Annotated in this window: 25 protein-coding genes and 2 tRNA genes; 9 read left to right on the forward strand and 18 right to left on the reverse strand. The window is 67.3% G+C overall.

Annotated elements, in window-relative coordinates; all coding sequences use genetic code 11:
• Window positions 1-22: 22 nt before the first annotated feature.
• Genes ACNQR1_RS25700 through ACNQR1_RS25710 form a run of 3 tightly spaced genes read right to left on the reverse strand, consistent with a single transcriptional unit; the run spans window position 23 to window position 2,646 of the window.
• The gene (locus tag ACNQR1_RS25700; RefSeq protein WP_418048465.1) at window positions 23-649 is read right to left on the reverse strand and encodes a vitamin K epoxide reductase family protein; all 627 of its coding nucleotides are present in this window, start codon (window positions 647-649) and stop codon (window positions 23-25) included.
• Window positions 646-1,482, reverse strand: coding sequence for a DsbA family protein (locus tag ACNQR1_RS25705; RefSeq protein ID WP_418048466.1), 837 nt, complete (start codon window positions 1,480-1,482; stop codon window positions 646-648). Before ACNQR1_RS25705 ends, ACNQR1_RS25700 begins: the two co-directional genes overlap by 4 nt.
• A 27-nt stretch (window positions 1,483-1,509) precedes the next feature.
• Window positions 1,510-2,646, reverse strand: coding sequence for an alpha/beta hydrolase (locus tag ACNQR1_RS25710; RefSeq protein WP_418048467.1), 1,137 nt, complete (start codon window positions 2,644-2,646; stop codon window positions 1,510-1,512).
• Between the two features lie 13 nt (window positions 2,647-2,659).
• On the opposite strand from ACNQR1_RS25710, the gene ACNQR1_RS25715 reads away from it, so the two are divergent.
• Both ACNQR1_RS25715 and ACNQR1_RS25720 read left to right on the forward strand, forming a co-directional pair.
• Window positions 2,660-3,487, forward strand: coding sequence for an aldo/keto reductase (locus ACNQR1_RS25715; RefSeq protein ID WP_418050501.1), 828 nt, complete (start codon window positions 2,660-2,662; stop codon window positions 3,485-3,487).
• A gap of 5 nt (window positions 3,488-3,492) precedes the next feature.
• Window positions 3,493-4,335, forward strand: coding sequence for an aldo/keto reductase (locus ACNQR1_RS25720; protein ID WP_418048468.1), 843 nt, complete (start codon window positions 3,493-3,495; stop codon window positions 4,333-4,335).
• A gap of 13 nt (window positions 4,336-4,348) precedes the next feature.
• Here the strand turns inward: ACNQR1_RS25720 and ACNQR1_RS25725 are convergent, their stop codons facing one another.
• The 4 genes from ACNQR1_RS25725 to ACNQR1_RS25740 form a co-directional block, all read right to left on the reverse strand.
• Window positions 4,349-5,899: an acyl-CoA synthetase gene (locus tag ACNQR1_RS25725; protein WP_418048469.1), complete on the reverse strand. Its 1,551-nt coding sequence runs from the start codon at window positions 5,897-5,899 to the stop codon at window positions 4,349-4,351.
• An 82-nt stretch (window positions 5,900-5,981) separates the two neighbouring features.
• Window positions 5,982-6,689, reverse strand: a complete 708-nt coding sequence (locus tag ACNQR1_RS25730) for an HNH endonuclease family protein (protein ID WP_418048470.1) — start codon at window positions 6,687-6,689, stop codon at window positions 5,982-5,984.
• Complete coding sequence (recG, locus tag ACNQR1_RS25735; protein ID WP_418048471.1) at window positions 6,686-8,935, reverse strand: ATP-dependent DNA helicase RecG; 2,250 nt, start codon at window positions 8,933-8,935, stop codon at window positions 6,686-6,688. Before recG ends, ACNQR1_RS25730 begins: the two co-directional genes overlap by 4 nt.
• Complete coding sequence (locus ACNQR1_RS25740) at window positions 8,935-10,575, reverse strand: DAK2 domain-containing protein (protein WP_418048472.1); 1,641 nt, start codon at window positions 10,573-10,575, stop codon at window positions 8,935-8,937. Before ACNQR1_RS25740 ends, recG begins: the two co-directional genes overlap by 1 nt.
• 260 nt (window positions 10,576-10,835) lie before the next feature.
• On the opposite strand from ACNQR1_RS25740, the gene rpmB reads away from it, so the two are divergent.
• A complete protein-coding gene (rpmB, locus tag ACNQR1_RS25745) occupies window positions 10,836-11,030 on the forward strand; it encodes a 50S ribosomal protein L28 (protein ID WP_135453593.1) in 195 nt (64 codons plus the stop codon).
• Window positions 11,031-11,132: 102 nt separating this feature from the next.
• Here the strand turns inward: rpmB and ACNQR1_RS25750 are convergent, their stop codons facing one another.
• The 3 genes from ACNQR1_RS25750 to ACNQR1_RS25760 form a co-directional block, all read right to left on the reverse strand.
• A complete protein-coding gene (locus ACNQR1_RS25750; protein ID WP_418048473.1) occupies window positions 11,133-11,315 on the reverse strand; it encodes a hypothetical protein in 183 nt (60 codons plus the stop codon).
• Window positions 11,316-11,442: 127 nt separating this feature from the next.
• Window positions 11,443-12,156: a uracil-DNA glycosylase gene (locus tag ACNQR1_RS25755; RefSeq protein ID WP_418050502.1), complete on the reverse strand. Its 714-nt coding sequence runs from the start codon at window positions 12,154-12,156 to the stop codon at window positions 11,443-11,445.
• Window positions 12,157-12,180: 24 nt separating this feature from the next.
• A complete protein-coding gene (locus tag ACNQR1_RS25760) occupies window positions 12,181-13,173 on the reverse strand; it encodes a thiamine-phosphate kinase (RefSeq protein WP_418048474.1) in 993 nt (330 codons plus the stop codon).
• A 106-nt stretch (window positions 13,174-13,279) separates the two neighbouring features.
• Between ACNQR1_RS25760 and ACNQR1_RS25765 the strand changes: the two genes are divergently transcribed.
• Window positions 13,280-13,522, forward strand: a complete 243-nt coding sequence (locus tag ACNQR1_RS25765) for an Lrp/AsnC ligand binding domain-containing protein (RefSeq protein ID WP_418048475.1) — start codon at window positions 13,280-13,282, stop codon at window positions 13,520-13,522.
• A 10-nt stretch (window positions 13,523-13,532) separates the two neighbouring features.
• The gene (locus ACNQR1_RS25770) at window positions 13,533-14,096 is read left to right on the forward strand and encodes a DUF3515 domain-containing protein (RefSeq protein WP_418048476.1); all 564 of its coding nucleotides are present in this window, start codon (window positions 13,533-13,535) and stop codon (window positions 14,094-14,096) included.
• Between the two features lies 1 nt (window position 14,097).
• Here the strand turns inward: ACNQR1_RS25770 and ACNQR1_RS25775 are convergent, their stop codons facing one another.
• The 3 genes from ACNQR1_RS25775 to ACNQR1_RS25785 all read right to left on the reverse strand — a co-directional run bounded on the left by ACNQR1_RS25775 (window position 14,098) and on the right by ACNQR1_RS25785 (window position 17,409).
• Window positions 14,098-15,231: a D-alanine--D-alanine ligase family protein gene (locus ACNQR1_RS25775; RefSeq protein WP_418048477.1), complete on the reverse strand. Its 1,134-nt coding sequence runs from the start codon at window positions 15,229-15,231 to the stop codon at window positions 14,098-14,100.
• Between the two features lie 61 nt (window positions 15,232-15,292).
• Window positions 15,293-16,399: a cystathionine gamma-lyase gene (locus tag ACNQR1_RS25780; RefSeq protein ID WP_418050503.1), complete on the reverse strand. Its 1,107-nt coding sequence runs from the start codon at window positions 16,397-16,399 to the stop codon at window positions 15,293-15,295.
• Window positions 16,400-16,428: 29 nt separating this feature from the next.
• The gene (locus tag ACNQR1_RS25785; protein ID WP_418050504.1) at window positions 16,429-17,409 is read right to left on the reverse strand and encodes an NAD(P)H-dependent glycerol-3-phosphate dehydrogenase; all 981 of its coding nucleotides are present in this window, start codon (window positions 17,407-17,409) and stop codon (window positions 16,429-16,431) included.
• An 82-nt stretch (window positions 17,410-17,491) separates the two neighbouring features.
• Between ACNQR1_RS25785 and cofC the strand changes: the two genes are divergently transcribed.
• From cofC to ACNQR1_RS25800, 3 genes are read left to right on the forward strand one after another with little or no spacing between them, the layout of a single operon-like run.
• The gene (gene cofC, locus ACNQR1_RS25790; protein WP_418048478.1) at window positions 17,492-18,160 is read left to right on the forward strand and encodes a 2-phospho-L-lactate guanylyltransferase; all 669 of its coding nucleotides are present in this window, start codon (window positions 17,492-17,494) and stop codon (window positions 18,158-18,160) included.
• Window positions 18,161-18,182: 22 nt separating this feature from the next.
• Window positions 18,183-20,390 carry an RNA degradosome polyphosphate kinase gene (locus ACNQR1_RS25795; RefSeq protein WP_418048479.1) on the forward strand — a complete coding sequence of 736 codons (2,208 nt, stop codon included), beginning with the start codon at window positions 18,183-18,185 and terminating at the stop codon, window positions 20,388-20,390.
• A 54-nt stretch (window positions 20,391-20,444) separates the two neighbouring features.
• Window positions 20,445-21,383: an NUDIX hydrolase gene (locus ACNQR1_RS25800; RefSeq protein WP_418048480.1), complete on the forward strand. Its 939-nt coding sequence runs from the start codon at window positions 20,445-20,447 to the stop codon at window positions 21,381-21,383.
• A 61-nt stretch (window positions 21,384-21,444) separates the two neighbouring features.
• Here the strand turns inward: ACNQR1_RS25800 and ACNQR1_RS25805 are convergent, their stop codons facing one another.
• The 3 genes from ACNQR1_RS25805 to leuC form a co-directional block, all read right to left on the reverse strand.
• Entirely contained in the window at window positions 21,445-22,101 is a 657-nt protein-coding gene (locus ACNQR1_RS25805; RefSeq protein ID WP_418048481.1) for an HU family DNA-binding protein, read from the reverse strand.
• 215 nt (window positions 22,102-22,316) lie between these two features.
• The gene (gene leuD, locus ACNQR1_RS25810; protein WP_418048482.1) at window positions 22,317-22,910 is read right to left on the reverse strand and encodes a 3-isopropylmalate dehydratase small subunit; all 594 of its coding nucleotides are present in this window, start codon (window positions 22,908-22,910) and stop codon (window positions 22,317-22,319) included.
• A gap of 13 nt (window positions 22,911-22,923) precedes the next feature.
• Entirely contained in the window at window positions 22,924-24,378 is a 1,455-nt protein-coding gene (gene leuC, locus ACNQR1_RS25815) for a 3-isopropylmalate dehydratase large subunit (protein WP_418048483.1), read from the reverse strand.
• Between the two features lie 117 nt (window positions 24,379-24,495).
• Between leuC and ACNQR1_RS25820 the strand changes: the two genes are divergently transcribed.
• A complete protein-coding gene (locus ACNQR1_RS25820) occupies window positions 24,496-25,197 on the forward strand; it encodes an IclR family transcriptional regulator (protein WP_029111385.1) in 702 nt (233 codons plus the stop codon).
• A 191-nt stretch (window positions 25,198-25,388) separates the two neighbouring features.
• On the opposite strand, the gene ACNQR1_RS25825 is transcribed toward ACNQR1_RS25820, so the two are convergent.
• Both ACNQR1_RS25825 and ACNQR1_RS25830 read right to left on the reverse strand, forming a co-directional pair.
• Window positions 25,389-25,461 (reverse strand) — tRNA-Glu (locus ACNQR1_RS25825).
• 68 nt (window positions 25,462-25,529) lie between these two features.
• Window positions 25,530-25,604: transfer RNA gene (locus ACNQR1_RS25830), tRNA-Gln, on the reverse strand.
• Between the last annotated feature and the right edge of the window lie 24 nt (window positions 25,605-25,628).

A 25,628-nucleotide genomic window follows, 5' to 3' on the forward strand; every position in this document is an offset into this window, starting at 1 on the left:
CCGACAAGTTATTTCGGAAGTGTTACAGCAGCGTTGACCAGTATTCCCAGAAACGCACCAAGATCAACAGCACAAGTGAGGTGAACCAGAGCGCGACAATGGACCACCGCCACTGGTAGATCGCCCGGGCGACCCCGTTGGTGTGCAGCCGGCGAAGCGCGATGGAACTCACCACCACCAACAGCGGGATGGTCACCGACCACACCACCATGCAGTACGGGCACAGCGCGCCGATGCGGTACAGGCTCTGGAAGATCAGCCAGTGCACCATGACGGCACCGAGCAGCGTTCCGGCCGCAAACCCCGCCCAGTACCAACCCGGCAGCCGAACGCCTGCCACGGCCAGCACCCCGGTGACCAGGGTGACCGTGAAGGCGACCACTCCGATCAGCGAGTTGGGGAATCCGAAGACCGATGCCTGCCAGGTGGTCATCACCGAGCCGCATGAGATCACCGGGTTGATGCTGCAGGTCGGAACGTAGGACGGATCGATGAGAAGCTCGATCTTCTCGATCGTCAGCGCCAGCGCCGCGGCCAGACCGAGGACACCGGCAATCAGGATCCAGACCGCGCCGGCCTTGCCGACGGCCACTCCCGGGGCCTTCTCGGTCCCCGGCTCGTCGAGCTCGGACGCGGCGGTATCGGTCATGGCTTGGCCGGCGCCGGAGTGGCAGGTGCTGCGGGTGCCGCGGGTGCCGCGGGTGCGGCAGGTGCGGCAGGTGCCGCGGGTGCGCCGGGACCGGGGGCCGGGCCGCTCAACGCGGGCAGGTCGCCGACGACCTCCTTGACCTTGGCGATCAGGGCGTCGGGCGTCGTCGGGTTGTAGTCCTCACCGTTGAACCGGATGGTCGGTGTCGAGTTGATCCCGGTGGCCGCGGCCATGCCCTGAACCATCTCGACGTACCGGCCCTTGGTGATGCAGTCGGGCACGTCACCGGCGGCACCGGCCTGGCGGGCCAGCTCCATGATCCTTGCGTTGTCCGGGTAGACACCGCTGCCCTCCTCCGGCTGGATTCCGGGTGTGTAGAGCGCGGAGTGGAATCGGCGGAATGCGTCGATGGACTCGTCGGCGATGCAATAGGCGGCGCCGCCGGCCCGCGACGAGTAGCCGTTGCCCGCCTTGTCCAGGATCGCCACCATGTGGTAGTCCACGGCGACCGCACCGGCGTCGATCAGTTTGTTGATGGTCGGGCCGAACTGCTGTTCCAGATGACCGCACGCGGGACACAGGAAGTCCTCGAAGAGGCTCAGCGTCACCTTGGGCTCAGAGGTGCCCTCTTTGGTGATCACGTTGGGCGCCGACACGTGCACCGCACGGGCCTCCCCGGAGGCCGGGCGCTTGTGGCCGGTCGTCACGATGTAGAGCACCAGGCCGACGGCGAACAGCACCACAACAGCTGTCAGCCCGATCTGAACCCACAGGTTGCGCTTGCGGTCAGCCGCCTTGAGGTCGTACTTCGCGGTCTTCTTCGGTTTGGCCACGTCGACAAGCGTACCGGCGCTGCCAGGTCAGCTTTCGGCGTGGCTGAGATGTGCGCGCAGGGCAGAGATCATTGCGCTCGTCGCGGTGGCGCTACCGCCTCCCAGCGGGAAGAAGTTGGCGAACGCATGCATCATCGACCGCTCTTCGCGGAGATCCACCACCACCCCGGCGTCCTGCAGGGCTCTCGCATAGCGGTTGCCCTCGTCACGCAGCGGATCGAACCCGGCGGTGACCACCAGTGCGGGCGGCAGGCCCGTCAGATCCTCGTTCAGCAGCGGTGAGATCACCGGATCCTCGGCGGTCACCTCGGCACCGTCGAGGTAGTGCGCCGAGAACCAGTCCATGTCGCGTGTGCTCAGGAAGAAGCCGTCGGCGAACAGGGTCTTGGATCGCGTGTCGCTGGACATGTCGGTGACCGGATAGAGCAGCAGCTGCAGCGCGGGCAGCGGCAGTTCGGAATCGCGGGCCTGTTGAGCCACCACAGCAGCCAGGTTGCCGCCCGCGCTGTCTCCGCCGACCACGATGCGCGTGGCGCCGAGACCGGCTGCATGGTCGAGCGCCCAGCGGTAGGCGGCGTACGCGTCGTCGACTGCGGCGGGCGCCTTGTGTTCGGGCGCGAGCCGGTAGTCGACGGAGATCACCTGGATTCCCCCGTCCCGGCAGATCAGCCGGCACAGACTGTCATGGGTGTCGAGGTCACCGAGCACGAAGCCGCCGCCGTGGAAGTAGAGCAGCAGCGCGGAAATAGCCGGGGAGCCCATACCGTCAGGGACATACCGTCGCGCCGGGATGGGCCCGGCCGGTCCCGGAATCGAAATCTCGCTCACATCCGCATCGATGCGGGCCTTCATCATCGCTGCGGTCGCCCGCAGCGCCGCCCGCGAGACCGCGACGCCCGACTCCGGGCTGTGGTCGGCGACCAGGCCTCCGACACCGGCCGCGTGCTCGGCGGCCAGGGTGAATTGCAGCGTGGTGTCCAGGGTGTTGCCGTCGATCGTCACCGAACGCCCACCGAGCAGCAGGCGCTTGACCCGGTCGGAGATCCGCGGGATAGCCGCCAGGGTGACCTTGGTCGCCCGCGCCAGCAGCAGCTGTTTGACGCCTTCCCCGCGACGACCGTCAGGTCCGCCCAGGGGCTGCCCTGCTGGCAGACTTTCAGTCATGGCTGATCCCTCTGTGAGTCCTCGTGTCACGCTCAACGACGGTAATTCGATACCGCAGGTCGGGTTGGGGGTTTGGCAGACCCCTGCCGAAGAGACCGAACGCGCGGTGACGGCGGCGCTGCAGGCAGGCTACCGGCACATCGACACCGCCGCCGCGTACCGCAACGAACCCGAGACGGGCCGCGGCCTGGTCAACTCCGGGGTTCCTCGCGAAGAAGTGTTCCTGGTGACCAAGCTGTGGAACAGCGACCAGGGGTATGACTCGACGCTGGCGGCGTTCGACGCCAGCCTGGACCGGCTCGGTGTCGACTACCTCGACCTGTACCTCATCCACTGGCCCGTGCCGGCCAACAACGCCTACGTCGACACGTTCAAGGCCTTCGCGCACCTGCACGATCAGGGTCGGGTGCGCTCCATCGGGGTGAGTAACTTCGCGCCCGAACACCTCACCGTGCTCATCGACTCGACCGGCATCGTGCCCGCGGTCAATCAGATCGAATTGCACCCGCTGCTGCCGCAGAACGAGCTCCGTGAGGTGCACGCCGAATTGGGCATCGCCACCGAGGCATGGAGCCCGCTGGGCCAGGGGTCGTTACTGGCCGATCCGGTGATCGCCGGCATCGCCGAACGGCACGGCAAAACCCCCGCACAGGTACTGATTAGGTGGCATATACATCTGGGTAATATCGTCATCCCCAAGTCGGTGAACCCCGAGCGGATTGTCAGTAATTTCGACGTGTTCGATTTCGACCTGGACGAAACGGATATGGCGGCCATCGCCTCGTTGAACACGGACACGCGCCTGGGTCCCGATCCGCGAACCTTCAACTTCACAGGATAGGTGACATGACCTCCTCGGACGGGGCTGCGATTCCCACCGTCACGCTCAACGACGACCGTACGATTCCCGTTGTCGGTCTGGGCGTCGGCGGACTCTCGGATTCCGAGGCAGAGCGTGTGGTTTCGGCGGCCCTGGAGGCGGGCCACCGGCTGATCGACACGGCCGCCGCATACGGCAACGAAGCCGGCGTCGGCCGTGCCATCGCGGCATCGGGCATTCCGCGCGAGGAGATCTCGGTCACCACCAAGCTGGCGGTCACCGATCACGGTTTCCAGTCGTCCCAGAACGCCGGACGGGCGAGCCTGGAGCGCCTCGGTCTGGACTATGTGGACCTCTACCTGATCCATTGGCCCGGCAGCGACGTCGGCAAGTATGTCGACAGCTGGGGTGGGCTGATGGCGCTCAAGCAGGAGGGCATGGCCCGCTCCACCGGCGTGTCCAACTTCAGTCCCGAGAACCTGTCGACCATCGTCGACCTGACGTTCGTCACCCCCGCGGTCAACCAGATCGAGTTGCACCCGCTGCTCAACCAGAGTGCCTGGCGGGCCGCCAACGCTCAGTACAACGTCGCCACGGAGGCCTACAGCCCGCTCGGCGTCGGCAACCTGCTCGACAACCCGGCCGTCACGTCCATCTCCGAGGCGCATGGAAGGACCCCGGCGCAGGTGCTGATCCGCTGGAGCATCCAGTTGGGCAACATCGTGATCTCGCGGTCCACCAACCCGGATCGGATCGCGTCCAACCTGGACGTGTTCGGCTTCGAGCTGACGACCGAGCAGATGGACAGCCTCAACGGCCTCGATGACGGCACCCGGTTCCGGCCGGACCCGGCGACTTTCACGGGGTAGCCGCAACCCGGCATCACTCAGCCGATCCGGCACTCCAGAAGGGCTCCCGCAGTTCGCGTTTCAGCACCTTGCCGGTGCCGGACAGCGGGAGCGCGGCGTTGCGGAACTCGACCGAGCGTGGGCACTTGTAGCCGGCGATCTGCGTGCCGCAGTGTGCGATCACGCTCTCGGCGGTAAGGGTGGTTCCGGGGCGCGGCACGATCACGGCGTGGATGGACTCACCCCACTTGAGGTCAGGGATTCCGATCACGGCCACCTCGGCGACATCGGGCATGAGCGAGATGGCGTCCTCGACCTCGGCCGAATACACATTCTCGCCGCCCGTGATGATCATGTCCTTGAGCCGGTCCACGATGAAGACGAATCCCTCGTCATCCATGTAGCCGGCATCACCGGTGTAGAACCAACCGTCTTCGAGCACCGCTGCCGTTTCCCCGGGCTTGTTCCAGTACCCCAACATGATCATCGGTCCGCTGGCCGCAACCTCACCGATTGCCCCGCGGGGCAATTCGTTTCGCTCCCCGTCGACGATCCTCACCTCGGCCGTGAGCACGGCCTGCCCACATGACTTGATGCGGCCCGCATACGGCCCGTCGAGGGTGGTGTAGCGCGGTGGTAGCAGCGTCAGACCCGGCGCCGCTTCGGTCATGCCGTAGGCGTGGATGAATCTGCAGCTCGGGAAGACCCCAAGCGCCTTGCGCAACATGCCTTCCGGCATCGGTGATGCCCCATAGGTGATGTAGGCGAGACGAGAGAGGTCGACGTCGCCAACGGCGGGGTGGTTCACCAGCATGTTGATCATGGTCGGCACATACACGGCGTGAGTGACCCGCTCCTGCTGCATCGTCTGCAGGCAGTCGGCGGCATCGAATCGCGGCACGAAGACGTGGCGTCCCCCGCAGGCGGTGACACCGAACGTCGCACCGCCATCGGCGAGATGGAACATCGGGGCGGAGTGGAGGTAGACCATGTCCTGGTCGTAGTACATCCCGGCAATGACATTCATCGCGTTCGCCACGAGGTTGTCGTGGCTCAGCATCACGCCCTTGGGCTTGCCCGTGGTGCCGCCGGTGTAGAACAGGCCGGCGAGCGTGTCACCGCCGGCGCCCGCATCTGCCATCGCAGGCCCGGCCACCAACTGCTCGGAGGGCCGCATGCCGGCGGGTGTCGCGCCGTCATCGAGGTAGAAGATCGACTCGAGTGTCGATGCCTGTCCGGCCAATGCGGCAGCATGGGCCTGCATCGCATCATCGACGAACAACACCCGCGCCCCAGCATCCTCGACGATGGCCCGGATCTCCGGCGCAGCCAGCCGGGTGTTGATCGGCACCATGACGGCGCCCATCCACGGGATGGCGTACAGCAGTTCGAAATAGCGATCGCTGTTGAGCGCCAGGATCGCGACACGATCGCCGGGTACTACGCCAATGTCCTTGAGCCCAGCCGCGATCCGCGCGACACGGTCGGCCGTCTCCGACCAGATGCGCCGCCGCTGCCTGAACACCGTGGATTCTTCGCGCGGGCGGATCTGCGCCGCGCGCCGTAGCCCTTGAGTCAGATACATCGCACACCTCTATGCCTTCCCAGAGGTTAACCGGTCGGCACAGGTGGCGGTACGTTTTGACAACGCCGCGAAAGAATCCCGCTCAGCCCGTCGGACAGGTGCCCGCGGCTTCACGGAGGACTCCGGCGGACGCGGTGTCGACCGGGAGCGCGTAGCCGCGCAGCACCTCCACGAACTGCACCGCGTACTGACACCAGAACGCCCGATTGGGCGGCATCCAATGGGCGGGCTCCTGATCGCCCTTGTCCTGATTGGGTTTACCGGCGACCGCCAGCAGGTTGGCGGGATCGTTGGCGAACCGCAGCCGCAGATCGTCGGGCCAGCCTCGGGCCCCCAGATCCCAGGCCAGTGCCAGCGGCACGATGTGGTCGATCTGCACCGCGGCACCCGTCTGGTTGCCGCGGACGAACGACACCACCGCATTGGTATACGGATCGTGCAGCGTGCCCGTCGCCACGGCGACCGGACACCGCTTGATCGCGACGAACGTCTTGTCGACGAGATCGCGGTTGAGGATGTCGTTACGGGTGTCGCAGCCGTTGTGGCCACCGGGCGCGCTGTTGTCGTCGTCCCAGGACTCACCGAACGCCGCGCGACGATAGTCGTTGCCGCGCACCCGTATCGGCACTTCCGGCAGCCCGGCCAACAGATCCACCCCGGGGGCCAGGCTCGGCGGTTGCGCCTGGGCGGCGAAGCGCACGGCATCGGGCGTCGAGGTGGTCACCTGGACGGCGACCACCACCGCGAGCGCGACTGCCGCGGCCAGCCACCACAGCCGGCGGCGGGTCATGCCTTGTCCAGGTATTCGACGCGGTCGGTGTTGACGAATTGTGCTGCCAGCAGATCCATTCCGGGATCGTGTGGGCTCTGCTCGTAGAGCTGCTCGCAGAACGCCCGGGCCTCCTGGATCACCTCTAGGTGATCCCGCAGGGACAGGAAGCGCAAGTTGATGGTGCGCCCGGACTGGTTGAGGCCCAGCACATCTCCCTCACGACGCTCATCCAGATCGAGATCGGCCAGCGCGAAACCGTCGAGCGTCCCGGCCACGGCCTTGATCCGCTCACCGGCCTTCGAGGTCTCGGGAAGCCGGGTGGCCAGCAGGCACAAACTGGGATGCTGACCACGACCGATCCGGCCGCGCAGCTGATGCAGCTGGCTGATGCCGAACCGGTCGGCGTCCATCACCACCATCATGGTCGAGTTGGGCACGTCGACACCGACCTCGATCACGGTGGTACACACCAGCACGTCGATCTCGCCGGCCCGGAAGGCGCCCATTACGGCGTCCTTCTCGTCGCCGGACAACCGGCCGTGCATGAGCCCCAGCCGCAACCTGGCCAGCGGGCCCGCACGCAACCGGTCGAACAGTTCGACCACCGTGACGGGCGGCGGGCCGCCGCGCCCGTCCTTATTGTCTCCGGGTTTGTCCGACTCGTCGATCCGTGAGGCGACCACGTAGGCCTGTCGCCCCGCGCCCACCTCCTCGCGGATGCGCGCCCAGGCCCGGTCCAGCCAGGCCGGCTTCTGCGAGATGAAGATGGTGTTGGTGGTGATGGGTTGACGGTCACGGGGCAGCTCACGCAACGTCGAGGTCTCCAGATCGCCGTACACCGTCAGCGCCACGGTGCGCGGGATCGGCGTGGCCGTCATCACCAGGAGGTGGGGGGTCAAACCGTCGCGTGCCTTGGCGCGTAAAGCATCCCGCTGTTCGACGCCGAACCGGTGCTGTTCGTCGACGACCACCATGCCCAGGTTGTGGAACTCCACCGCATCCTGCAGCAGGGCGTGCGTGCCGACCACGATGCCGGCCTGTCCCGACGCCACCTCGCCACGGACGGCACGCTTCTGCGGTGCCGTCATCGACCCGGTCAGCAGCGCGACACCGGTTGCCGTCTCGGCGCCGCCGAGCTGCCCCATCATCGCCAGCGGCCCCAGCACGTCGCGGATCGAGCGCGCATGTTGGGCGGCAAGCACTTCGGTGGGCGCGAGCAAGGCGCACTGGTAGCCCGCATCCACCATCTGCAGCATCGCCAGCACCGAGACGATGGTCTTGCCCGAACCCACCTCGCCCTGCAGCATCCGGTTCATCGGCCGCGTCGAGGCCAGCTCGCCCGAGATCACCTCCAGCACCTCGGATTGCCCTGCGGTCAGCTCGAACGGCATCCGGCTGTGCATGGCGGCCGCCAACCCGCCGTCGACTGGCGGTGCGGGAGGCCCGGATTCGCTCAACTCGCTGTAACGCCTGCCCACCAGACCCCACTGGAGACCGATGGCCTCGTCGAAGGTCAGCCGCTCACTGGCCCGCTCACGTTCGGCAGCGTTCTCTGTCAGGTGAACGGCCCGTAGTGCCGCATCCTCGGACATCAGATTATGTTCGCGCACAAAGGATTCCGGCAGTGGATCCGGGACCGGGTCGAGAACATCGAGGGTCTGACGCACGCATGCGTAGATGTCCCAGCTCTGCACCTGCTTCGAGGCCGGGTAAATCGGGAAGAAATCGCGCTCGAACTCCGCGAGCATCTCTTCCCCGGTGGCTCCCGATGCGGTTGCGATGGTCTTGAGCGACTTTGTCCCGATCTGCTTGCCGGGCGGTGGATTCAAGACCAGGAACGCCGGATGGTCCAGTTGAAGGGCGTTGCGGAAGTACTTGACCTCGCCGGAGAGCATGAGCCGTGTGCCGGTTTCCAGCTTGTCGACCATCCACCCGGCGTTGAAGAACGTCGCTGTCACGGCGGGGCGGTGCTCCCCCAGGGTGACCCGCAACCACTTTCGGCTCTTCGGCCTACCCGTGGTCTTGTTGAAGATCGGCTTCATGTCGCCGACCTTGGTTTCGGTGACGACCTCGATGAAGGTGACGTGCTCACCCTCCTCCAGGTCGAGCGCCTCGCCTTCACCGCGCACCGACATGCCGTCGCTGTACTTGCGCGGGTAGTGCCGCAACAGGTCGTTGACCGTGCGTAGGCCGAAGTTGGCGTTCAGCTTGTCCGCGTTCTTCTTGCCGATGACGAACTCGAGGCGATCGCCGAGGTTGACCACTACTCCACCCCGATCAGCAGGGCGTCGCCGCGGTGGCCGGTGTGATAGGTCACCAGCTCTGCGCCGAGGTGCTCGCGATGCACATGCGCCTTCAGCTCCTGCCCCACGGTGACGTCCACACCGTCGCCGGTCAGCACCGTGATCAGCTCTCCACCCGCCACCATCAACAGGTCGATCAACCCGGCGGCGGCCGTGGTGATGTCGGGTCCCACGATCAGCACCTCATCGCCGGCGATGCCCAGCCCGTCGCCTGGCTTGCAGGTGCCCGCCCACGTCAACGCCTCTTCGGTGGCGATCCGCACCGCGCCGTGCCGCGCGCCGGCGGCCGCTCGCGCCATGGTGTACCCGTCGTCGACCGCTTGCCTGCTGTCGTCGTGGACGGCCAGTGCGGCCAGCCCCTGCACCATCGAGCCGGCCGGCACCGGCACGACATCGACACCCCGCCCGATGGCCGCGGTGCAGCCCGCCACCAACTCCTCGGCGGCCACATAGCCGTTCGGCAGCACCATGACCTGGGCAGCACCGACGTCGATCAGGGCGCGCAACAACTGCTGGGCGTTGACGGGCTCGCCATCGTCGGGCCGCAGGACGTGCGCGCCCTCACCCGCGAAGAGTTCGACGCCACCGTCCCCGTCGACGACGGCCAGCACCGCGCGCTCGTGAGCCCAGCCGCCGGCGGCCTTGAGGCCAGGGGTCACGGTCAACGCGGTGATCTGGATGCGGTTCAAGGACCCGACCGCGAGCCCGGCCTCCACCGCCGCCCCGGCGTCGTCGACGTGGACGTGAACCGAGTACTGGTCGCTGCCCGAAGCCGCGATCGCCACCGACTCGCCCATGCGCTCTAGCGCGGCCCGCAACCCCTCGACGGCAGGTGCACCGCATCCGGTCAGCAGGTACATGACCTCGAACTGCGGCGGGGCCTCGGCGGCCGCCAGGCCTGTGACAGCGAATGCGGCCTGCGGCGAGGCCGGGGTGTAGACCGGCCGCCGGGGCGCATGGCCGACCAGCGTGGACGTCATCGCGTCCAGCAGGACCAACAGACCGCGACCACCGGAATCGACCACGCCGGCCTTGGCCAGCACGTCGAGTTGTTGCGGTGTGCGGTCCAGGGCGGCCGATGCGGCCTCTCCGGCGGCCGCAGCCGCCGCCGCGACGTCACCACCCTCGGCCGCGCAGCGGGCGGCCGCTTCGGCCGCGGCCTGCAGCACCGACACGATGGTCCCCGGCACCGGCTCACCCATCGAGGTGACGGCCAGGGCGGCGGCGTGGTGCAGCGCCGCGCCGAACAGCGCCGCGTCCACGGCCGGAAGGTCGCCGTCACGCTGGGCTGCCGCGGTGGTGATGATCTCGGCCAGGCCGAGCAGAATCTGCGACAGGATCACCCCGGAGTTGCCCCGCGCCCCCTGCAACGCCCCGGCAGCCAACGCGCTGGCGACTGCCGGGATGTCCGCATCGGCCGGTTCGGCGTCGACATGGGCCCATGCCGAACGCATCGTGAACAGCATGTTTGTCCCGGTATCCGCATCGGCCACGGGGAACACATTGAGCCGGTTGATCTCGTCGGAATGGATGATCAGGTCGTCGACGGCAGCGTGGGCCCAGGCCCGCAGAGCGGGGGCGTCCAGCCGCCGAGCCGACATCGGACCTCCCAATCCCCATCAGATCCCACAGAACCCCGCGGCCATCCCCCGCGGTCACCGCCGTGGGCGCCAGCCTATCGACTGACGGCGACAAACTTGATCAGAGCACCGCCGGCTGTGGACAACCTGGGGTGGTGTTCACGGGCCGTTTTGGCGATCCTCTGGCCTCCCGGTATTCTGATCAGGTTGTCGGGCTGAGCCCCGCCGTTTTGCGGCGAGCGGGCCCAACCCCCCAAGACTGATTTCGAGGAGTTGTTGATATGGCTGCCGTGTGCGATATCTGCGGAAAGGCCCCGGGCTTCGGCAAGTCGGTGTCGCACTCGCATCGGCGGACCAGCCGACGCTGGGATCCGAACATCCAGTCGGTGCGTACCGTGGCGCGTCCGGGTGGCAACAAGCAGCGCGTGAACGCCTGCACCTCCTGCATCAAGGCCGGCAAGGTCTCGCGCGGCTGACCTCGCTCGCCCTGACGGGCGCGCGACAGTCCTGTTTACCTGAGGTCACGACGGGGTACGTCCTCCCGTCATGACCCTATGTCGTGCATCACATGCACCGCTTCACACGTTCGCTGCCGCCGTCGCGGTCGGGTCGATCCTCACCGCGTGTGGCGGCACCGCATCCGAGGACAACACCACCACCTCGGAGACGCCTTCGACGACCGAGATACCGGTGACGTCAGACGGCCCGGCGACGCATACCGAGACCACGATCATCGAAACCCCGGTTTCGCCTGCGCCCACGTCACCCGCTCAGATGCCGACCTCCCCGGGCGAAGGCGACGGGGACGTGACGATCGAGATCCCCTCGCCGGGGATCCCGGCTCCGCCTCCCATTCCGCAGGCACCGGCGATCCCCAAGCCCTGACCCTCAGCCGGGCAACCGCCAGTCGATCGGTTCGGCGCCTCTCTGCTGCAACAGTTCATTGGCCCGGCTGAACGGGCGCGAACCGAAGAATCCCCGCGACGCCGACAACGGCGACGGATGCGGCGATTCGATCGTCGCGCAGTCACCTTCGGCCAGTAGCGGCTTCAGCGTCGAGGCATCACGGCCCCACAGCACCGCCACCATTGGCTGCTTGCGCGCGACCAACGCCCGGATCGCGCACTCCGTCACCGCTTCCCAGCCTTTGCCCCGGTGCGAGGCCGGGGTTCCGGGAGACACCGTGAGCACCCTGTTGAGCAACATCACGCCTTGCTGTGCCCACGGGGTGAGGTCACCGTTGGCCGGCTGCGGATGCCCCAGATCCTGGGTGTACTCGGTGAAGATGTTCGACAGACTGCGCGGCAACGGGCGCACGTCGGCACCCACCGAGAAACTGAGGCCGACGGCATGCCCGGGCGTCGGATACGGATCTTGTCCGACGATCAGCACCCGCACCTTGTCGAACGGAAAGGTGAAGGCGCGCAGAACATTCGGTCCGGCAGGTAGATAGCGCCTGCCCGCGGCGAGTTCCGCGCGAAGGAATTCCCCCATCTGCGCGACGTGCGCGCCCACCGGCTCGAGTGCGCGGGCCCAGCCATCCTCGACAAGTTCATTCAGGGGGCGTGCACCTGTCGATTCGCTCGTCGCATCCGCAGTCACGGACACCCAACTTAGCGTGAGTCTTCAGTCGAACGACTGCCATCCCGCATTTCCGGCCCACGCGCCGCCGTCGACGAGTACCGTCGCCGGGCTGTCGAGCACCCGCCCGATGGCCCGCCAGCCCGGTGGCAGTGCGCCCGGGAAGGTCGCGGCCAGCGCATGGTCCTCACCACCGCCCAGCACCCACTCCCACGGATCGGCGCCCACTTCCGCGGCGGCCTGGGCAACCGCCTGCCGGTCGCCGTCGAGAAGGCTCCTGTCCACGTCGATGCCGACCCCCGATGCCGTCGCGATGTGGCCCAGATCGGCGAGCAGGCCGTCGGAAACGTCGGTCATCGCGGTGGCCCCGGCGTCGGCTGCGCGCGAGCCCTGCCCGTAGGGCGGCTGCGGGGTCAGGTGCCGCCGGCGCAATTCCGCGAATCCGGCGTGCCCTTGGATGCCGCGTTCCCACAGGGCATATCCGGCCGCCGAACGACCCAGTTCGCCGGCTACTGCCACGGTGTCGCCGGCCCGGGCACCGCTGCGGCACACCGGTTCCCGGCCACCGAGGTCGCCGAGCACCGTGACCGATATCACCCACAGTGGCGCGCGGACCAGGTCTCCGCCTGCGATGCTCGCGCCCAGCCGACCCGCCTCGTCCCACAGTCCGTCCGCCACGCCCGCCGCGACGGAGACAGCGGTGTCCGAGGGGGCGCCGAACGCCACCACGAATGCGGTGGGCCTGCCGCCCATCGCCTCGATGTCGGCAGCGTTCTGGGCGATCGCCTTGCGGCCGATATCGTGCGGCGTCGACCAGTCCAGCCGGAAATGGCGGTCTTGGACCAGCATGTCGGTGGAGACCACCGTGCGGCCGTCGGCCGCCGCGACCACGGCCGCGTCGTCACCCGGGCCCAGCGTCACCGCCTCGGCTTGCGTGCGCCCGGCCACCAACCGGTCGATGACGCCGAATTCCCCGGCTCCCGCCAAGGTGTCGTCGTTGTCGTCCCCGGAATCGCTACCGATGGTCTCGCCGGTCATGTGGCCTCCTGCCGGTCGGCTGCCGCGTCCTGAACCCGGACCCGACCTGCGGTACGTTTGGTGCCTGCGGCCAGCAGTTTATGCAGCGAGATGGAGGAGACAGCCGGTGGTGGAGGCTTACGTGCTGATCCAGACCGAGGTGGGCCGCGCCGAGGTCGTCGCCAAACAACTCGCCGCCCTGCCGGGTGTGGTGTCCGCGGAGTACGTGACCGGGCCCTATGACGTGGTGCTGCGCATCAGCGCCGACACTCTGCCGCTGCTGCAGTCCGACGTGGTACCCGCCGTGCAGCAGGTACCCGGGATCACCCGGACCCTGACCTGCCCGATCGCCAACGCCGGCCAGCCATAGAGTTGGTGGTGTGACCGACTCGCACACCACCGATGGACCACCACGCGCCCTGCTGATCGCGGCGGTCGTCGTCGCGGTCTCGGTGCTGATCACCGTCCTCGGTATTGCGGCGTCCCGGCAGCGTTCACCCGAGCAGCAACCCGTCGCCATCCCGGCGATACCCGCACCGCAGGCCGACAGCCAGCAGTGCCACGACCTGCTTAACGCACTCCCCCAGCAGCTCGGTGATTTCCGCCGTGCCCCGACCGTCGACCCGACCCCTCCGGGTACCGCGGCCTGGCGTGCCGAACCCGACACCGAGCCCGTCGTCCTGCGCTGCGGGCTGGAACGCCCCACCGATTTCGTCGTGGGCACCCCGTTGCAGGTGGTCGACGAGATCCAGTGGTTCCGGGTGGGAGAAGCAGGCCCGGCCGCCGATGATCAGGGCCGCAGCACGTGGTACGCGGTAGACCGCCCGGTATACGTCGCGCTGACCCTGCCCGCCGGCTCCGGGCCGACACCCATCCAGCAGATCTCCGGCCAGATCGCCCGCACCATGCCTGCGCAGGAGCCGGCACCGGCTCCGGCGCGCTGATTCAGCGCAGGCCGGTGCCCCGCGCCAGCGCCGTCTCGACCATCGCCGTGAGCAACGACGGGTAGTCGACGCCGCTGGCCGCCCACATGCGCGGGAACATCGAGATGGTGGTGAACCCCGGCATGGTGTTGATCTCGTTGATCACCGGTCCGTCGTCGGTCAGGAAGAAGTCGACGCGGGCCAGCCCCTGGCAGTCGATCGCGGTGAACGCGCGCACGGCCAGCCGGCGGACCTCCTCGGAGACGTCGTCGTCGACCTTGGCGGGCACGTCCAATTCGGCTGCGTCGACAAGATATTTGGTGGCGAAGTCGTAGAAGCCGTCTTCGCGGCCGCGCACTCCGGCCACCCGAATCTCGCCCACCGTGCTGGCCTCGATGCTGCCGTCCGGGAATTCGAGTACACCGCACTCCAGCTCTCGGCCGGGCACCGCGGCCTCGACGATGACCTTGGGATCGTGGCGGCGCGCGAGCTCGATCGCCGCGGGCAGCTCATCCCACGCCGCGACCCGGCTGACGCCGATCGAGGAGCCACCCCGGGCGGGCTTGACGAAGACGGGCAGGCCGAGGCGTTCCCGGTGTTCAAGACTCAGCGTCGGAGCTGAATCGTCGCGGCTGGGGCGCAGCACGACGAAGTCGCCGATCGGCAGGCCCTCGGCGACGAGGAGCTTCTTGGTGAACTCCTTGTCCATCCCGGCGGCGCTGGACAGCACGCCGGAGCCCACGTAGGGAATCCCGGCCAACTCCAGCAGGCCCTGGATGGTGCCGTCCTCGCCGTAGGGACCATGCAGCACAGGGAAGACGACGTCGACGGCGGCCAGCAGCTCACCGGGGCCGTTGCTGAGCGCCAGGAGCTGGCCACTGCGGTTTGGGGCGGCGGGCAGCGCCAGTTCGGTGCCGGATGTCTCGGTGACCTCGGGCAGCTGACCGTCGGTGATCGCAAGGGTCTCGGGGCGTCCGTCGGTCAACATCCACGAACCGTCGGGGGTGATCCCGACCGCGACCACCTCGAACCGTTCGGGGTCGAGGTTGCGCAGGATGCTGCCTGCCGATACGCAGGAGATCGCGTGCTCCGAGCTACGCCCGCCGTAGACGACGGCGACGCGCGTTCGGGATCCGGTCTGATTGCGGCCTGTCACAACCTAGAGAGGCTACCGTCCCGGTCGGCCCCTGCATTTCGGCGCATCCTGACCTGGGCGTTCACCCCCGAAGCGCCTGGTCGACGTCGGTCAGCAGGTCTTCGGTGTCCTCGATCCCGGCCGAGATGCGGGCGAATCCGGCAGGCACCGGGTCCCCCCAACGGGCCCTGCGGTCGACCGAGGTGTGAATCCCGCCGAAGCTGGTCGAGGCGATGAGCAGCGCGCTGCGGTCCACCAGGGCATGGACCGCCGCGGCATCGGCCAACTCGATCGACACCAATCCGCCGAACCGCTTCATCTGGGCAGCCGCCAGCTCGTGTGCCGGATCTTCGGGCAGCCCGGGATAACGCACCGAGCGCACCGCCGGATGGGTGCGCAGCATCAGCGCCAGAGCAGCGGCGTTCTGGCACTGCCGTTCGAAACGAAGTCCGGCGCTGCCGAGGCTGCGCAGCACGAGCCACGCCTCGAAGGCGCCCAGGATCGGACCGGCCAGCAGCCGGTCCCGCTCCACCGCCGCCATCAGCTCGGGCTGGCTGCCCGCCACGTAGCCGGCCACCAGATCGCTGTGCCCCGACAGTGATTTGGTGGCACTGGCCACCACGAGATCGGCGCCAAGCGAAAGTGGTTGCTGACCCAGCGGTGTGGCGGTGGTGTTGTCCACGACGAGAGTTGCGCCGCGACCGCGGCAGGTCATCGCCAGCCGGTGCAGGTCGACGACGTCGAGACCGGGGTTGACCGGTGTCTCTGCGAGCACCACGTCAGCGCCTGCGGCCGCGTCACACATATCGGCTACATTCGCCTCGATCACAGTGATCCCTTGCGGCGCAAGGTATTCAGCCGCATACCGGCGGACCTGATAGTAGCCGTCGGCAGGGACCACCAGTGTGGTTCCGGGTTTGGCGAGCACGCGCAGCGCGGAGGTGATCGCGGCCATGCCGGACCCGAACGTGAGGGCGGCAGCGGCCCCTTCCAGTTCGGCAAGCGCTGCTTCCAGTTGTCGCCATGACGGGTTGGAGCTGCGCCCATAGCTGTCGAGCGGCTCGGTTTCGTCGGGCGAGAGATGGTACGTCGACGCCGGCACCGGGACCGGGGCCACGGGTTGTCCCGGAATCGATTCCAGACCAACGGCTTTCACGCTCCGGGTGGAGTCTCCGTACATGCCGTCCATACCTGCTACCTCCTCGCGTCCGGAGGCCGTCACTCCGGTTTGGTACTGCGCCCCAACAGCCCCGCAACTGCCTCGTGAACCGACAATCCCTTGTGGCACACCCTGTGAACGGCATCGGTCAGCGGCATCTCCACGCCGTAGCTGGATGCCAGCGCCAGCACCGATTCGCACGAGGCCACGCCCTCGGCGACATGTCCGCCTGCCGCGGTCAACGCCGATTCCATGGTGCCGCCCTTGCCCAGTCGCACACCGAACGTGCGGTTACGGGAATGGCTGGAGGTACACGTGGCCACGAGATCTCCGACACCGGCCAGCCCGGCGAGCGTGGCGGGGGTGGCGCCCAGCGCAATGCCCAACCGCATCACCTCGGCCAGCCCGCGGGTGATGATGGCGGCAACGGTGTTCTCCCCCAGCCCCACTCCCACAGCCATTCCGCAGGCCAGGGCGATGACGTTCTTGCAGGCCCCGCCCACCTCGGCACCGATCACGTCGGCGTTGGTGTAGGGCCGGAAGTATCCGGTGGCCAGCGCGCGTTGCAGCGTCACAGCACGCCCGGAGTCACTACACGCGACGACGGTGGCCGCGGGCTGCTCATCGGCGATCTCGCTGGCCAGGTTCGGTCCGGTCACCACCGCGACCCGGGACGGATCGGCCCCGGTGACCTGGACGATGACCTGGCTCATCCGCATGAGCGTGCCCAGTTCGATTCCCTTGGCCAGGCTCACCAGAGTCACATCGTCACCGATCAGATGCTTCCAGCCCTCCAGATTGGCCCGCAGCTGCTGCGCCGGAACCCCGAGCAGCACCGTGCAGGCACCGTCCAGCGCCTCGGCCGGATCGGTGGTGGCCCGGATGGTCGAGGGCAGCACGACGTCGCCGAGGTATCGACTGTTGCGATGTTGGTTGTTGATCTCGTCGGCAACCTCGGGACGACGGGCCCACATCGTCACCGGATTACCCGCGTCCGCCAGCACCTTGGCCAGCGCCGTCCCCCACGCACCGGCACCCATCACCGCAGCCTCTACCACCCGCTCACCCTATCCCGGCGGCTGCGCCACTCGCCGCCGCCGGCCGGGCTGGCAGGATGAACCCATGAGCGGCTCCCGAAGCGACAACGCCGCAGCAGCAACCCAGGCCGCTGACGTCACGCTGGTGATTGCGGTGAAGCGGCTGTCGGCCGCCAAAACCCGGCTGGCGCCCATCTTCTCCGCGCCCACGCGCGAAGCCGTGGTGCTGGCGATGCTCGTCGACACCATCACCGCCGCGTCCTCCATCGCCCCGGTGACCGTCGTCACCCCCGACGACACCGCGGCCGACGCCGCCAGGCAGCTCGGCGCCGGGGTGCTGATGGATCCGACACCAGCCGGTCATCGTGACCCGCTCAACAACGCCATCAGCGCGGCCGAGGCCGAACTCCGCTCCACCGCACCGAATATCGTTGTTCTCCAAGGAGATCTGCCGGCCCTCCAGCCTCAGGAACTGGCCGAGGCCCTGGCCCTGGCCCGCGGCTATCAACGCAGCTTCGTCGGAGACCGGCACGGCACCGGAACCTCGGCGCTGTTCGCGTTCGGCACTTCGCTGGCTCCGCACTTCGGATCCGATTCGGCTGCGCGCCATCGACACTCCGGTGCGATCGAACTCACCGGCGCGTGGCCCGGTCTGCGCTGCGACATCGACACGCCCGACGATCTTCAAGCCGCGCGACGCCTCGGCGTCGGGGCGGCGACCACGCGCACCCTCGGCAGGCACGCGAGTAGGTAGCCCCGTACCCCTGACATAGGGAATGATCGGACAGATGAGCGAAGCCACCGAAGCCGAGCCGGCGACCCGGTCGGACGACTCGCAACGGGACACCACCTCAACCGCATCGGGGCAGCCCATCGAGTCCGCGGCACCTGAAGCACCACCGGCGGCCACCTCGCCGGCAGTGGACGACGCGCTGCCCGAGGACCGGTACCTCAACCGCGAGCTGAGCTGGCTGGACTTCAACGCCCGGGTGCTGGCCCTGGCCGCCGACACGTCTCTGCCGTTGCTGGAGCGGGCCAAGTTCCTGGCGATCTTCGCGTCCAACCTCGACGAGTTCTACATGGTCCGGGTGGCAGGACTCAAACGCCGCGACGAGATGGGACTTTCGGTGCGCTCGGCCGATGGCCTGTCGCCGCGTGAGCAACTGCGCCGCATCAACGAACGCACCCAACAGATCGCCAACCGGCACGCCAACGTGTTCCTCAGCTCGGTCCGCCCGGCGCTGGCCGAAGAGGGCATCGTCATCGTCAACTGGGCACAGCTCGACGACGCCGAACGCGCCAAGCTCTCCACCTACTTCCACGAGCAGGTGTTCCCCGTCCTCACCCCGCTCGCGGTGGACCCGGCACACCCGTTCCCGTTCGTGAGCGGGCTGAGCCTGAACCTGGCGATCACCGTCAAACATCCCGAAGACGGCGGACAACACTTCGCCAGGATCAAGGTGCCCGACAACGTCGGCCGCTTCGTGGAACTCAGCGCTCCCACCGATGGATCGACGGCGGTGCGGTTCCTGCCCATGGAGGAACTCATCGCGGCGTTCCTGCCGGTGCTGTTCCCCGGCCTGGAGATCGTCGAGCACCACGCGTTCCGGATCACCCGCAATGCCGACTTCGAAGTCGAAGAGGATCGCGACGAGGATCTGCTGCAGGCGCTCGAGCGCGAACTGGCGCGGCGCAGATTCGGCTCGCCGGTGCGGCTCGAAGTGTCCGACGACATGACCGAGAGCATGCTCGAACTGCTGTTGCGGGAACTGGATGTGGCGCCCGGCGACGTCATCGAGGTGCCCGGGCTGCTGGACCTGTCCGCGCTCTGGCAGATCTATGCCGTGGACCGGCCCGCACTCAAGGACCGGCCGTTCGTACCCGCCACCCCACCGGCTTTCGGTGAACGCGAGACCCCCAAGAGCATCTTCTCGACGCTGCGCGACGGCGACGTGCTGGTGCACCACCCCTATGACTCGTTCTCGACCACGGTGCAACGCTTCATCGAGCAGGCCGCCGCCGACCCCAATGTGCTGGCGATCAAACAGACGCTCTACCGCACTTCCGGCGACTCTCCGATCGTCAACGCGCTGATCGACGCGGCCGAGGCAGGCAAGCAGGTGGTCGCGCTCGTCGAGATCAAGGCCCGCTTCGACGAACAGGCCAACATCAAGTGGGCCAGGGCACTCGAACAAGCCGGCGTGCATGTGGTCTACGGGTTGATCGGCCTGAAGACCCACTGCAAGACATGCCTCGTGGTCCGGCGCGAGGGGTCGACGATCCGGCGCTACTGCCATATCGGCACCGGCAACTACAACCCGAAAACCGCGCGGCTGTATGAAGACGTGGGCCTGCTCACCGCCGATCCCGACATCGGCGCCGACCTGACCGATCTGTTCAATTCACTGACCGGCTACTCACGCAAGGACTCCTACCGCAATCTGCTGGTGGCTCCGCGCGGTGTGCGCAAGGGCATCGTCGAGCGCATCGACCGGGAGATCGCCGCGCACCATGAGGGTGCCACGACCGGAATCCGGTTGAAGGCCAACGCACTGGTCGACGAGCAGGTGATCGATGCGCTCTATCGGGCATCGCAGGCCGGCATCCCGGTCGAGATCGTGGTCCGGGGCATCTGTGCCCTACGCCCGGGCGTTCCCGGATACTCTGACAACATCAGGGTGCGCTCGATCCTCGGGCGCTTCCTCGAGCACTCGCGGATTATTCACTTCCGCGCCATCAACGAGTTCTGGATCGGCAGTGCCGACATGATGCATCGTAATCTCGACCGCCGTGTCGAAGTGATGGCTCAGGTCAAGGATCCGAGGCTGACCGCGCAACTCAACGAGGTGTTCGAGTCCGCGATGGATCCGGCCACCCGGTGCTGGGAGTTGCGACACGATGGTCACTGGACAGCGCTGCCCCAGGAGGGGCAGACGGTTCGCGACCACCAGGTGTCGCTGATGGAACGTCACCGGCACCCCTGATCCCCACCTGTCCGGGCTGATTGCCCTGACGGTGAATGACCTGCAGGAGTTGAGGTGTCCGACGACAGCACGAAGGCGGCCAAGGCAGGCACCAAGCTGGTGCCCGCAGCGGGTGCCGTGTTGTGGCGCGACGGCGAGGACACCGCGGGCACGCCCATGCCCGAGGTGGCAGTCATCCACCGTCCGCGATACGACGATTGGTCACTGCCCAAGGGCAAGGTGGAACTCGGCGAGACCGAACCCGTCGCCGCCGTACGCGAGGTTCACGAGGAGACGGGGTACACCGCAGAACTCGGGCGCCGGCTCGGCTCGACTTCCTACGACATCCCCCAGGGGACCAAACGAGTCTGGTACTGGGCAGCGCGCGCAACCGGTGGCGACTTCACCCCCAACGACGAGGTGGACAAGCTCCTCTGGCTGCCGGTGAATGCCGCCATGGATCAGGTGGTCTACCCGCATGACCGAAAAGTGTTGCGCCGCTTCAACAAATACCCTCCAGGTACCAAGACTGTGCTCGTCGTCCGGCACGGTACGGCGGGGCGGCGATCACGTTTCAAAGGCGACGACCGTAAGCGTCCGCTGGACAAGAAGGGCCGGGCCCAGGCCGAGGCTCTGGTCGCCCAACTACTGGCATTCGGTGCCACAACGCTTTACGCGGCCGATCGGCTGCGCTGCCATCAGACCCTGGAGCCCTTGGCCCAGGAACTCGGTGTGGACATCCACAATGAGCCGACGCTGACCGAAGAGGCCTACGCCGACGATCACAAGGCGACGCGCCATCGATTGCTCGACATCGCCGCCCGCGCGGGTACACCGGTTATCTGCTCACAAGGCAAGGTGATCCCCGGTCTGATCTCCTGGTGGTGCGAGCGGGACCGGGTGCGACCCGCCACCACGGGAAACCGCAAGGGCAGCGTGTGGGCGCTGTCGATCGCGGACGATCGGCTGATAGCGGCCGACCATATGTGCAGTCCCCTGTCCAAGCCCCGGTAGACCGCACGAGGAAAGGCACGTCGTGAGCTCACCTACGGCTCACGACGTGCCTTTACCGTAATTACTTGCGGCCCTTCTTGGCCGGTGCCTTCTTGGCAGCCACCTTCTTGGCCGGTGCCTTGGTCGCGGCCTTCTTGGCGGGAGCCTTGGTCGCGGCCTTCTTGGCGGGAGCCTTGGTCGCGGCCTTCTTGGCCGGTGCCTTGGTCGCGGCCTTCTTGGCGGGAGCCTTGGTCGCGGCCTTCTTGGCGGGAGCCTTGGTCGCGGCCTTCTTGGCCGGTGCCTTGGTCGCGGCCTTCTTGGCCGGTGCCTTGGTCGCGGCCTTCTTGGCCGGTGCCTTCTTGGCCGGCGCCTTCTTGGCGACGGTCTTCTTGGCAGCAGCACGCTTGGCCGGGCCAGCGGTGACACCGCGCTTGACGGCCGGGCCGTCAGACGGGAGACGCTGCGCCCCAGAGACAACCGCCTTGAACTGAGCGCCCGGACGGAAAGCCGGCACCGAGGTGGGCTTGACCTTCACCGTCTCGCCGGTGCGCGGGTTACGCGCCACACGGGCAGCGCGCCGGCGCTGCTCGAAGACACCGAAGCCGGTGATCGTGACGCTGTCGCCCTTGTGCACCGCGCGGACGATGGTGTCCACAACGTTCTCCACCGCGGCGGTAGCCTGCCGACGATCGGTGCCCAGTTTGGTTGTGAGTACGTCGATGAGCTCCGCTTTGTTCATCCAAAACCTCCGAAACCAGTGGTCCTCCTTGGACCGACTAGAGGACACGGTAAACCCTGCGACCACTGATTTCCAAGAGCCACGCGCAATTTCAGGCGTAGCTAGCGAACAATCTGGCAATCCGCTTGCCCCACTTGGACTCCGCCAGGTTGGGTCCAGAACAGGTTTGGCAGGCGGCGAATTCGGGTGCCGAAGCACCCCTGAGAGGCCTCCGATCAGGCCGGCAGAGTGCGCGGCTTCCAGGCCGGGCGGCGCTTCTCGTATTCCTCGATCGAGGAGAGTTTCCGCAGCGTAAGGCCTATATCGTCGAGTCCCTCGAGCAGGCGCCAAGCCGTGTAGTCGTCAATTCTGAACGGCAACACAACCGTTCCGGCGACGATATTTCGATCTTGAAGATTCACAGTGATTTCCAGCCCAGGATTCTGCTCGATCAGCTTCCATAAGAGCTCGACATCGTCTTGGGCGACTTCGGCCGCCAATAGCCCGGCCTTGCCGGCGTTGCCGCGGAAAATATCGGCGAAACGGGATGAGATAACCACCCGGAAGCCATAGTCCATGAGCGCCCAGACGGCATGTTCGCGTGATGATCCGGTACCGAAATCGGGTCCGGCGACCAACACCGAGCCTTTGTCGAATGGCGGGAGATTCAGAATGAACGACGGATCAGTGCGCCACGCGGCGAACAAACCATCCTCGAAACCCGTTCGGGTTACCCGCTTCAAATAGACGGCCGGGATGATCTGGTCGGTGTCGACATTGGACCGGCGCAGCGGGACGCCGATGCCGGTGTGAGTGTTGAACGCTTCCATTCTTGGGTTCCTCTCAGCGGGACGCGGCAGGCAGATCGGCAGGGGACGCCAGCTTTCCGCGTACGGCGGTGGCTGCCGCGACGGCCGGCGAGACGAGGTGGGTGCGGCCACCCTTGCCCTGCCGGCCTTCGAAATTCCGGTTCGACGTCGAGGCACAGCGCTGCCCCGGGGACAGTTGGTCGGGGTTCATCCCCAGACACATCGAGCATCCGGCCTGGCGCCATTCGGCGCCCGCAGCGGTGAATATCTGGCCGAGACCTTCCGATTCGGCCTGGGCCCGGACCCGCATCGAGCCCGGCACGACCAGCATCCGGACTCCGTCGGCAACCTTGCGATCGCGCAAGACGTCGGCGACCACCCGCAGATCCTCGATCCGCCCGTTGGTGCAGGACCCGACGAAGACGGTGTCCACGGCGATGTCACGCATGGCCATCCCCGGTCGAAGATCCATGTAGGCCAAAGCCTTCTCCGCCGACTGACGCTCCGCGTCGTCGCCCATCAGCTCCGGATCCGGGACCGATGCCGACAGCGGGACGCCCTGACCCGGGTTGGTGCCCCACGTCACGAACGGGCTCAACGCGGCGGCGTCCAGGTAGACCTCGGTGTCGAATTCGGCGCCCTCGTCGGTACGCAACTGGCTCCACGCCGCGACAGCGGCGTCCCAGTCCGCGCCCTTGGGAGCGTTCGGACGGCCTTTGAGGAATTCGAAGGTGGTCTCGTCCGGGGCGACCATGCCGGCCCGGGCGCCGGCCTCGATGCTCATGTTGCAGATCGTCATCCGGCCTTCCATGGACAGCGCCTCGATGGCACTGCCCCGGTATTCGATGACGTGCCCCTGGCCGCCGCCGGTACCGATCTTGGCGATCACGGCCAGGATGATGTCCTTGGCGCTGACGCCGGGCGGCAGCACGCCGTCGACGTTGACCGCCATGGTCTTGAACGGCTTGAGCGGCAGTGTCTGCGTGGCCATCACGTGTTCGACCTCGGACGTGCCGATGCCCATGGCGATGGCGCCGAACGCACCGTGGGTCGAGGTGTGGCTGTCCCCACACACCACTGTCATGCCCGGCTGGGTCAACCCCAGCTGCGGTCCGATGATGTGCACGATGCCCTGTTCGGCGTCGCCCATCGGGTGCAGCCGGATACCGAACTCCTCGCAGTTGCGCCGCAATGTCTCGACCTGGGTGCGGGAAACCGGATCCGCGATCGGCTTGTCGATGTCGACCGTGGGCACGTTGTGGTCCTCGGTGGCGATCGTCAGGTCAGGCCGTCGCACCGGCCGGCCCGCCAATCGCAGGCCGTCGAACGCCTGCGGGCTGGTGACCTCGTGCACGAGATGCAGGTCGATGTAGATCAGGTCGGGCTCCCTGGCCGCGCCCTCTCCCTCACCGCGCGCCACGACGTGGTCGTCCCAAACCTTTTCGGCCAGGGTGCGCGGCTTCACGGATGTCTGTGTCGATTGGTCCATCGCTGCTTCTCGATTCGATTAAGGCAATGCGGGCTTGCATCAAGAGTCCGCCAGGGCTGGGCGGTACTGTCGTCATCTCGCCTGTCATCTCACAATGCGAGACGCTAGTATCTCTCTGTGAGAAATGATAGCGGCATCGGCGTTCTCGACAAAGCGGTGGGTGTGCTCCACACCGTGGCCGAGTCACCTTGCGGGCTGGCCGAACTCTGCGAGCGGACCGGACTGCCCCGCGCGACCGCACACCGGCTGGCCGCCGGGCTGGAAACCCACCGCCTGCTGGCCCGCGACGGCGACGGACGCTGGCGTCTGGGCCCGGCATTGACCGAATTGGCCTCCCACGTCAACGATCCGCTCCTGGCGGCAGGAGCCGCAGTCCTGCCCCGCCTGCGTGAGATCACCGGCGAGAGCGTGCAGTTGTACCGGCGCGAAGGGCAATCCCGGGTCTGCGTGGTGGCACTGGAGCCTCCGGCCGGGCTGCGCGACACCGTGCCGGTGGGCACCCATCTCCCGATGACGGCCGGTTCGGGCGCCAAAGTGCTACTGGCCTATGCCGACCCGGCCACCCAGCAGGCGGTGCTGCCGGCCGCCAAGTTCACCGACCGCACGCTGGCCGAGGTCCGCAAGCGCGGCTGGGCACAGAGCGCCGCCGAGCGTGAGCCAGGAGTGGCCAGCGTCTCGGCGCCGGTGCGCGACGGCCGGGGCGCCGTGATCGCTGCGGTGTCGGTATCCGGACCGATCGACCGCATGGGCCGGCGGCCCGGGGCCCGTTGGGCCGCCGATCTGCTCGCCGCGGCCGACGCGCTCACCCGCCGACTGTGAGACGAATCTCAGCGCGCGGTTGAGCGGCCCGGCGTGGCGGGCCCGGAGTCGCGTCGAAATCCCAGGGCCGTCACGCCGGCGTGACGTTCGACACCCAGAGCCACTCTGGCGTGGCGAAGGGGTGTGGGCAGGGCTGTATCCGGATAACGCAAAAGCGCCCAGTTCGTGAGAACTGGGCGCTTTTACTTCTGTACCCCCGATGGGATTCGAACCCACGCTACCGCCGTGAGAGGGCGGCGTCCTAGGCCGCTAGACGACGGGGGCTAGAACTTCCGGATGGTCAGCATAGCCTAGGCGGTCGTGCTCACCTAATCCGTCTGATGCCGTCCGGATGGCTGGGGTACCAGGACTCGAACCTAGAATGGCGGTACCAGAAACCGCTGTGTTGCCAATTACACCATACCCCAATAATTGCCCATCACCGCAGGTCA

Origin of the sequence: Mycobacterium sp. 48b (genome assembly GCF_048282725.1) — a bacterium.
Lineage (GTDB): Bacteria > Actinomycetota > Actinomycetes > Mycobacteriales > Mycobacteriaceae > Mycobacterium.

Bases quoted from the DNA above. Each gene is read 5' to 3' on its own strand.
- ACNQR1_RS25700 (WP_418048465.1), bottom strand. From the start codon at position 649: ATGACCGATACCGCCGCGTCCGAGCTCGACGAGCCGGGGACCGAGAAG.
- ACNQR1_RS25710 (WP_418048467.1), bottom strand. From the start codon at position 2,646: ATGACTGAAAGTCTGCCAGCAGGGCAGCCCCTGGGCGGACCTGACGGT.
- ACNQR1_RS25720 (WP_418048468.1), top strand. From the start codon at position 3,493: ATGACCTCCTCGGACGGGGCTGCGATTCCCACCGTCACGCTCAACGAC.
- ACNQR1_RS25725 (WP_418048469.1), bottom strand. From the start codon at position 5,899: ATGTATCTGACTCAAGGGCTACGGCGCGCGGCGCAGATCCGCCCGCGC.
- ACNQR1_RS25730 (WP_418048470.1), bottom strand. From the start codon at position 6,689: ATGACCCGCCGCCGGCTGTGGTGGCTGGCCGCGGCAGTCGCGCTCGCG.
- ACNQR1_RS25740 (WP_418048472.1), bottom strand. From the start codon at position 10,575: ATGTCGGCTCGGCGGCTGGACGCCCCCGCTCTGCGGGCCTGGGCCCAC.
- rpmB (WP_135453593.1), top strand. From the start codon at position 10,836: ATGGCTGCCGTGTGCGATATCTGCGGAAAGGCCCCGGGCTTCGGCAAG.
- ACNQR1_RS25760 (WP_418048474.1), bottom strand. From the start codon at position 13,173: ATGACCGGCGAGACCATCGGTAGCGATTCCGGGGACGACAACGACGAC.
- ACNQR1_RS25780 (WP_418050503.1), bottom strand. From the start codon at position 16,399: ATGGACGGCATGTACGGAGACTCCACCCGGAGCGTGAAAGCCGTTGGT.
- ACNQR1_RS25785 (WP_418050504.1), bottom strand. From the start codon at position 17,409: ATGGGTGCCGGTGCGTGGGGGACGGCGCTGGCCAAGGTGCTGGCGGAC.
- cofC (WP_418048478.1), top strand. From the start codon at position 17,492: ATGAGCGGCTCCCGAAGCGACAACGCCGCAGCAGCAACCCAGGCCGCT.
- ACNQR1_RS25795 (WP_418048479.1), top strand. From the start codon at position 18,183: ATGATCGGACAGATGAGCGAAGCCACCGAAGCCGAGCCGGCGACCCGG.
- ACNQR1_RS25805 (WP_418048481.1), bottom strand. From the start codon at position 22,101: ATGAACAAAGCGGAGCTCATCGACGTACTCACAACCAAACTGGGCACC.
- leuD (WP_418048482.1), bottom strand. From the start codon at position 22,910: ATGGAAGCGTTCAACACTCACACCGGCATCGGCGTCCCGCTGCGCCGG.
- leuC (WP_418048483.1), bottom strand. From the start codon at position 24,378: ATGGACCAATCGACACAGACATCCGTGAAGCCGCGCACCCTGGCCGAA.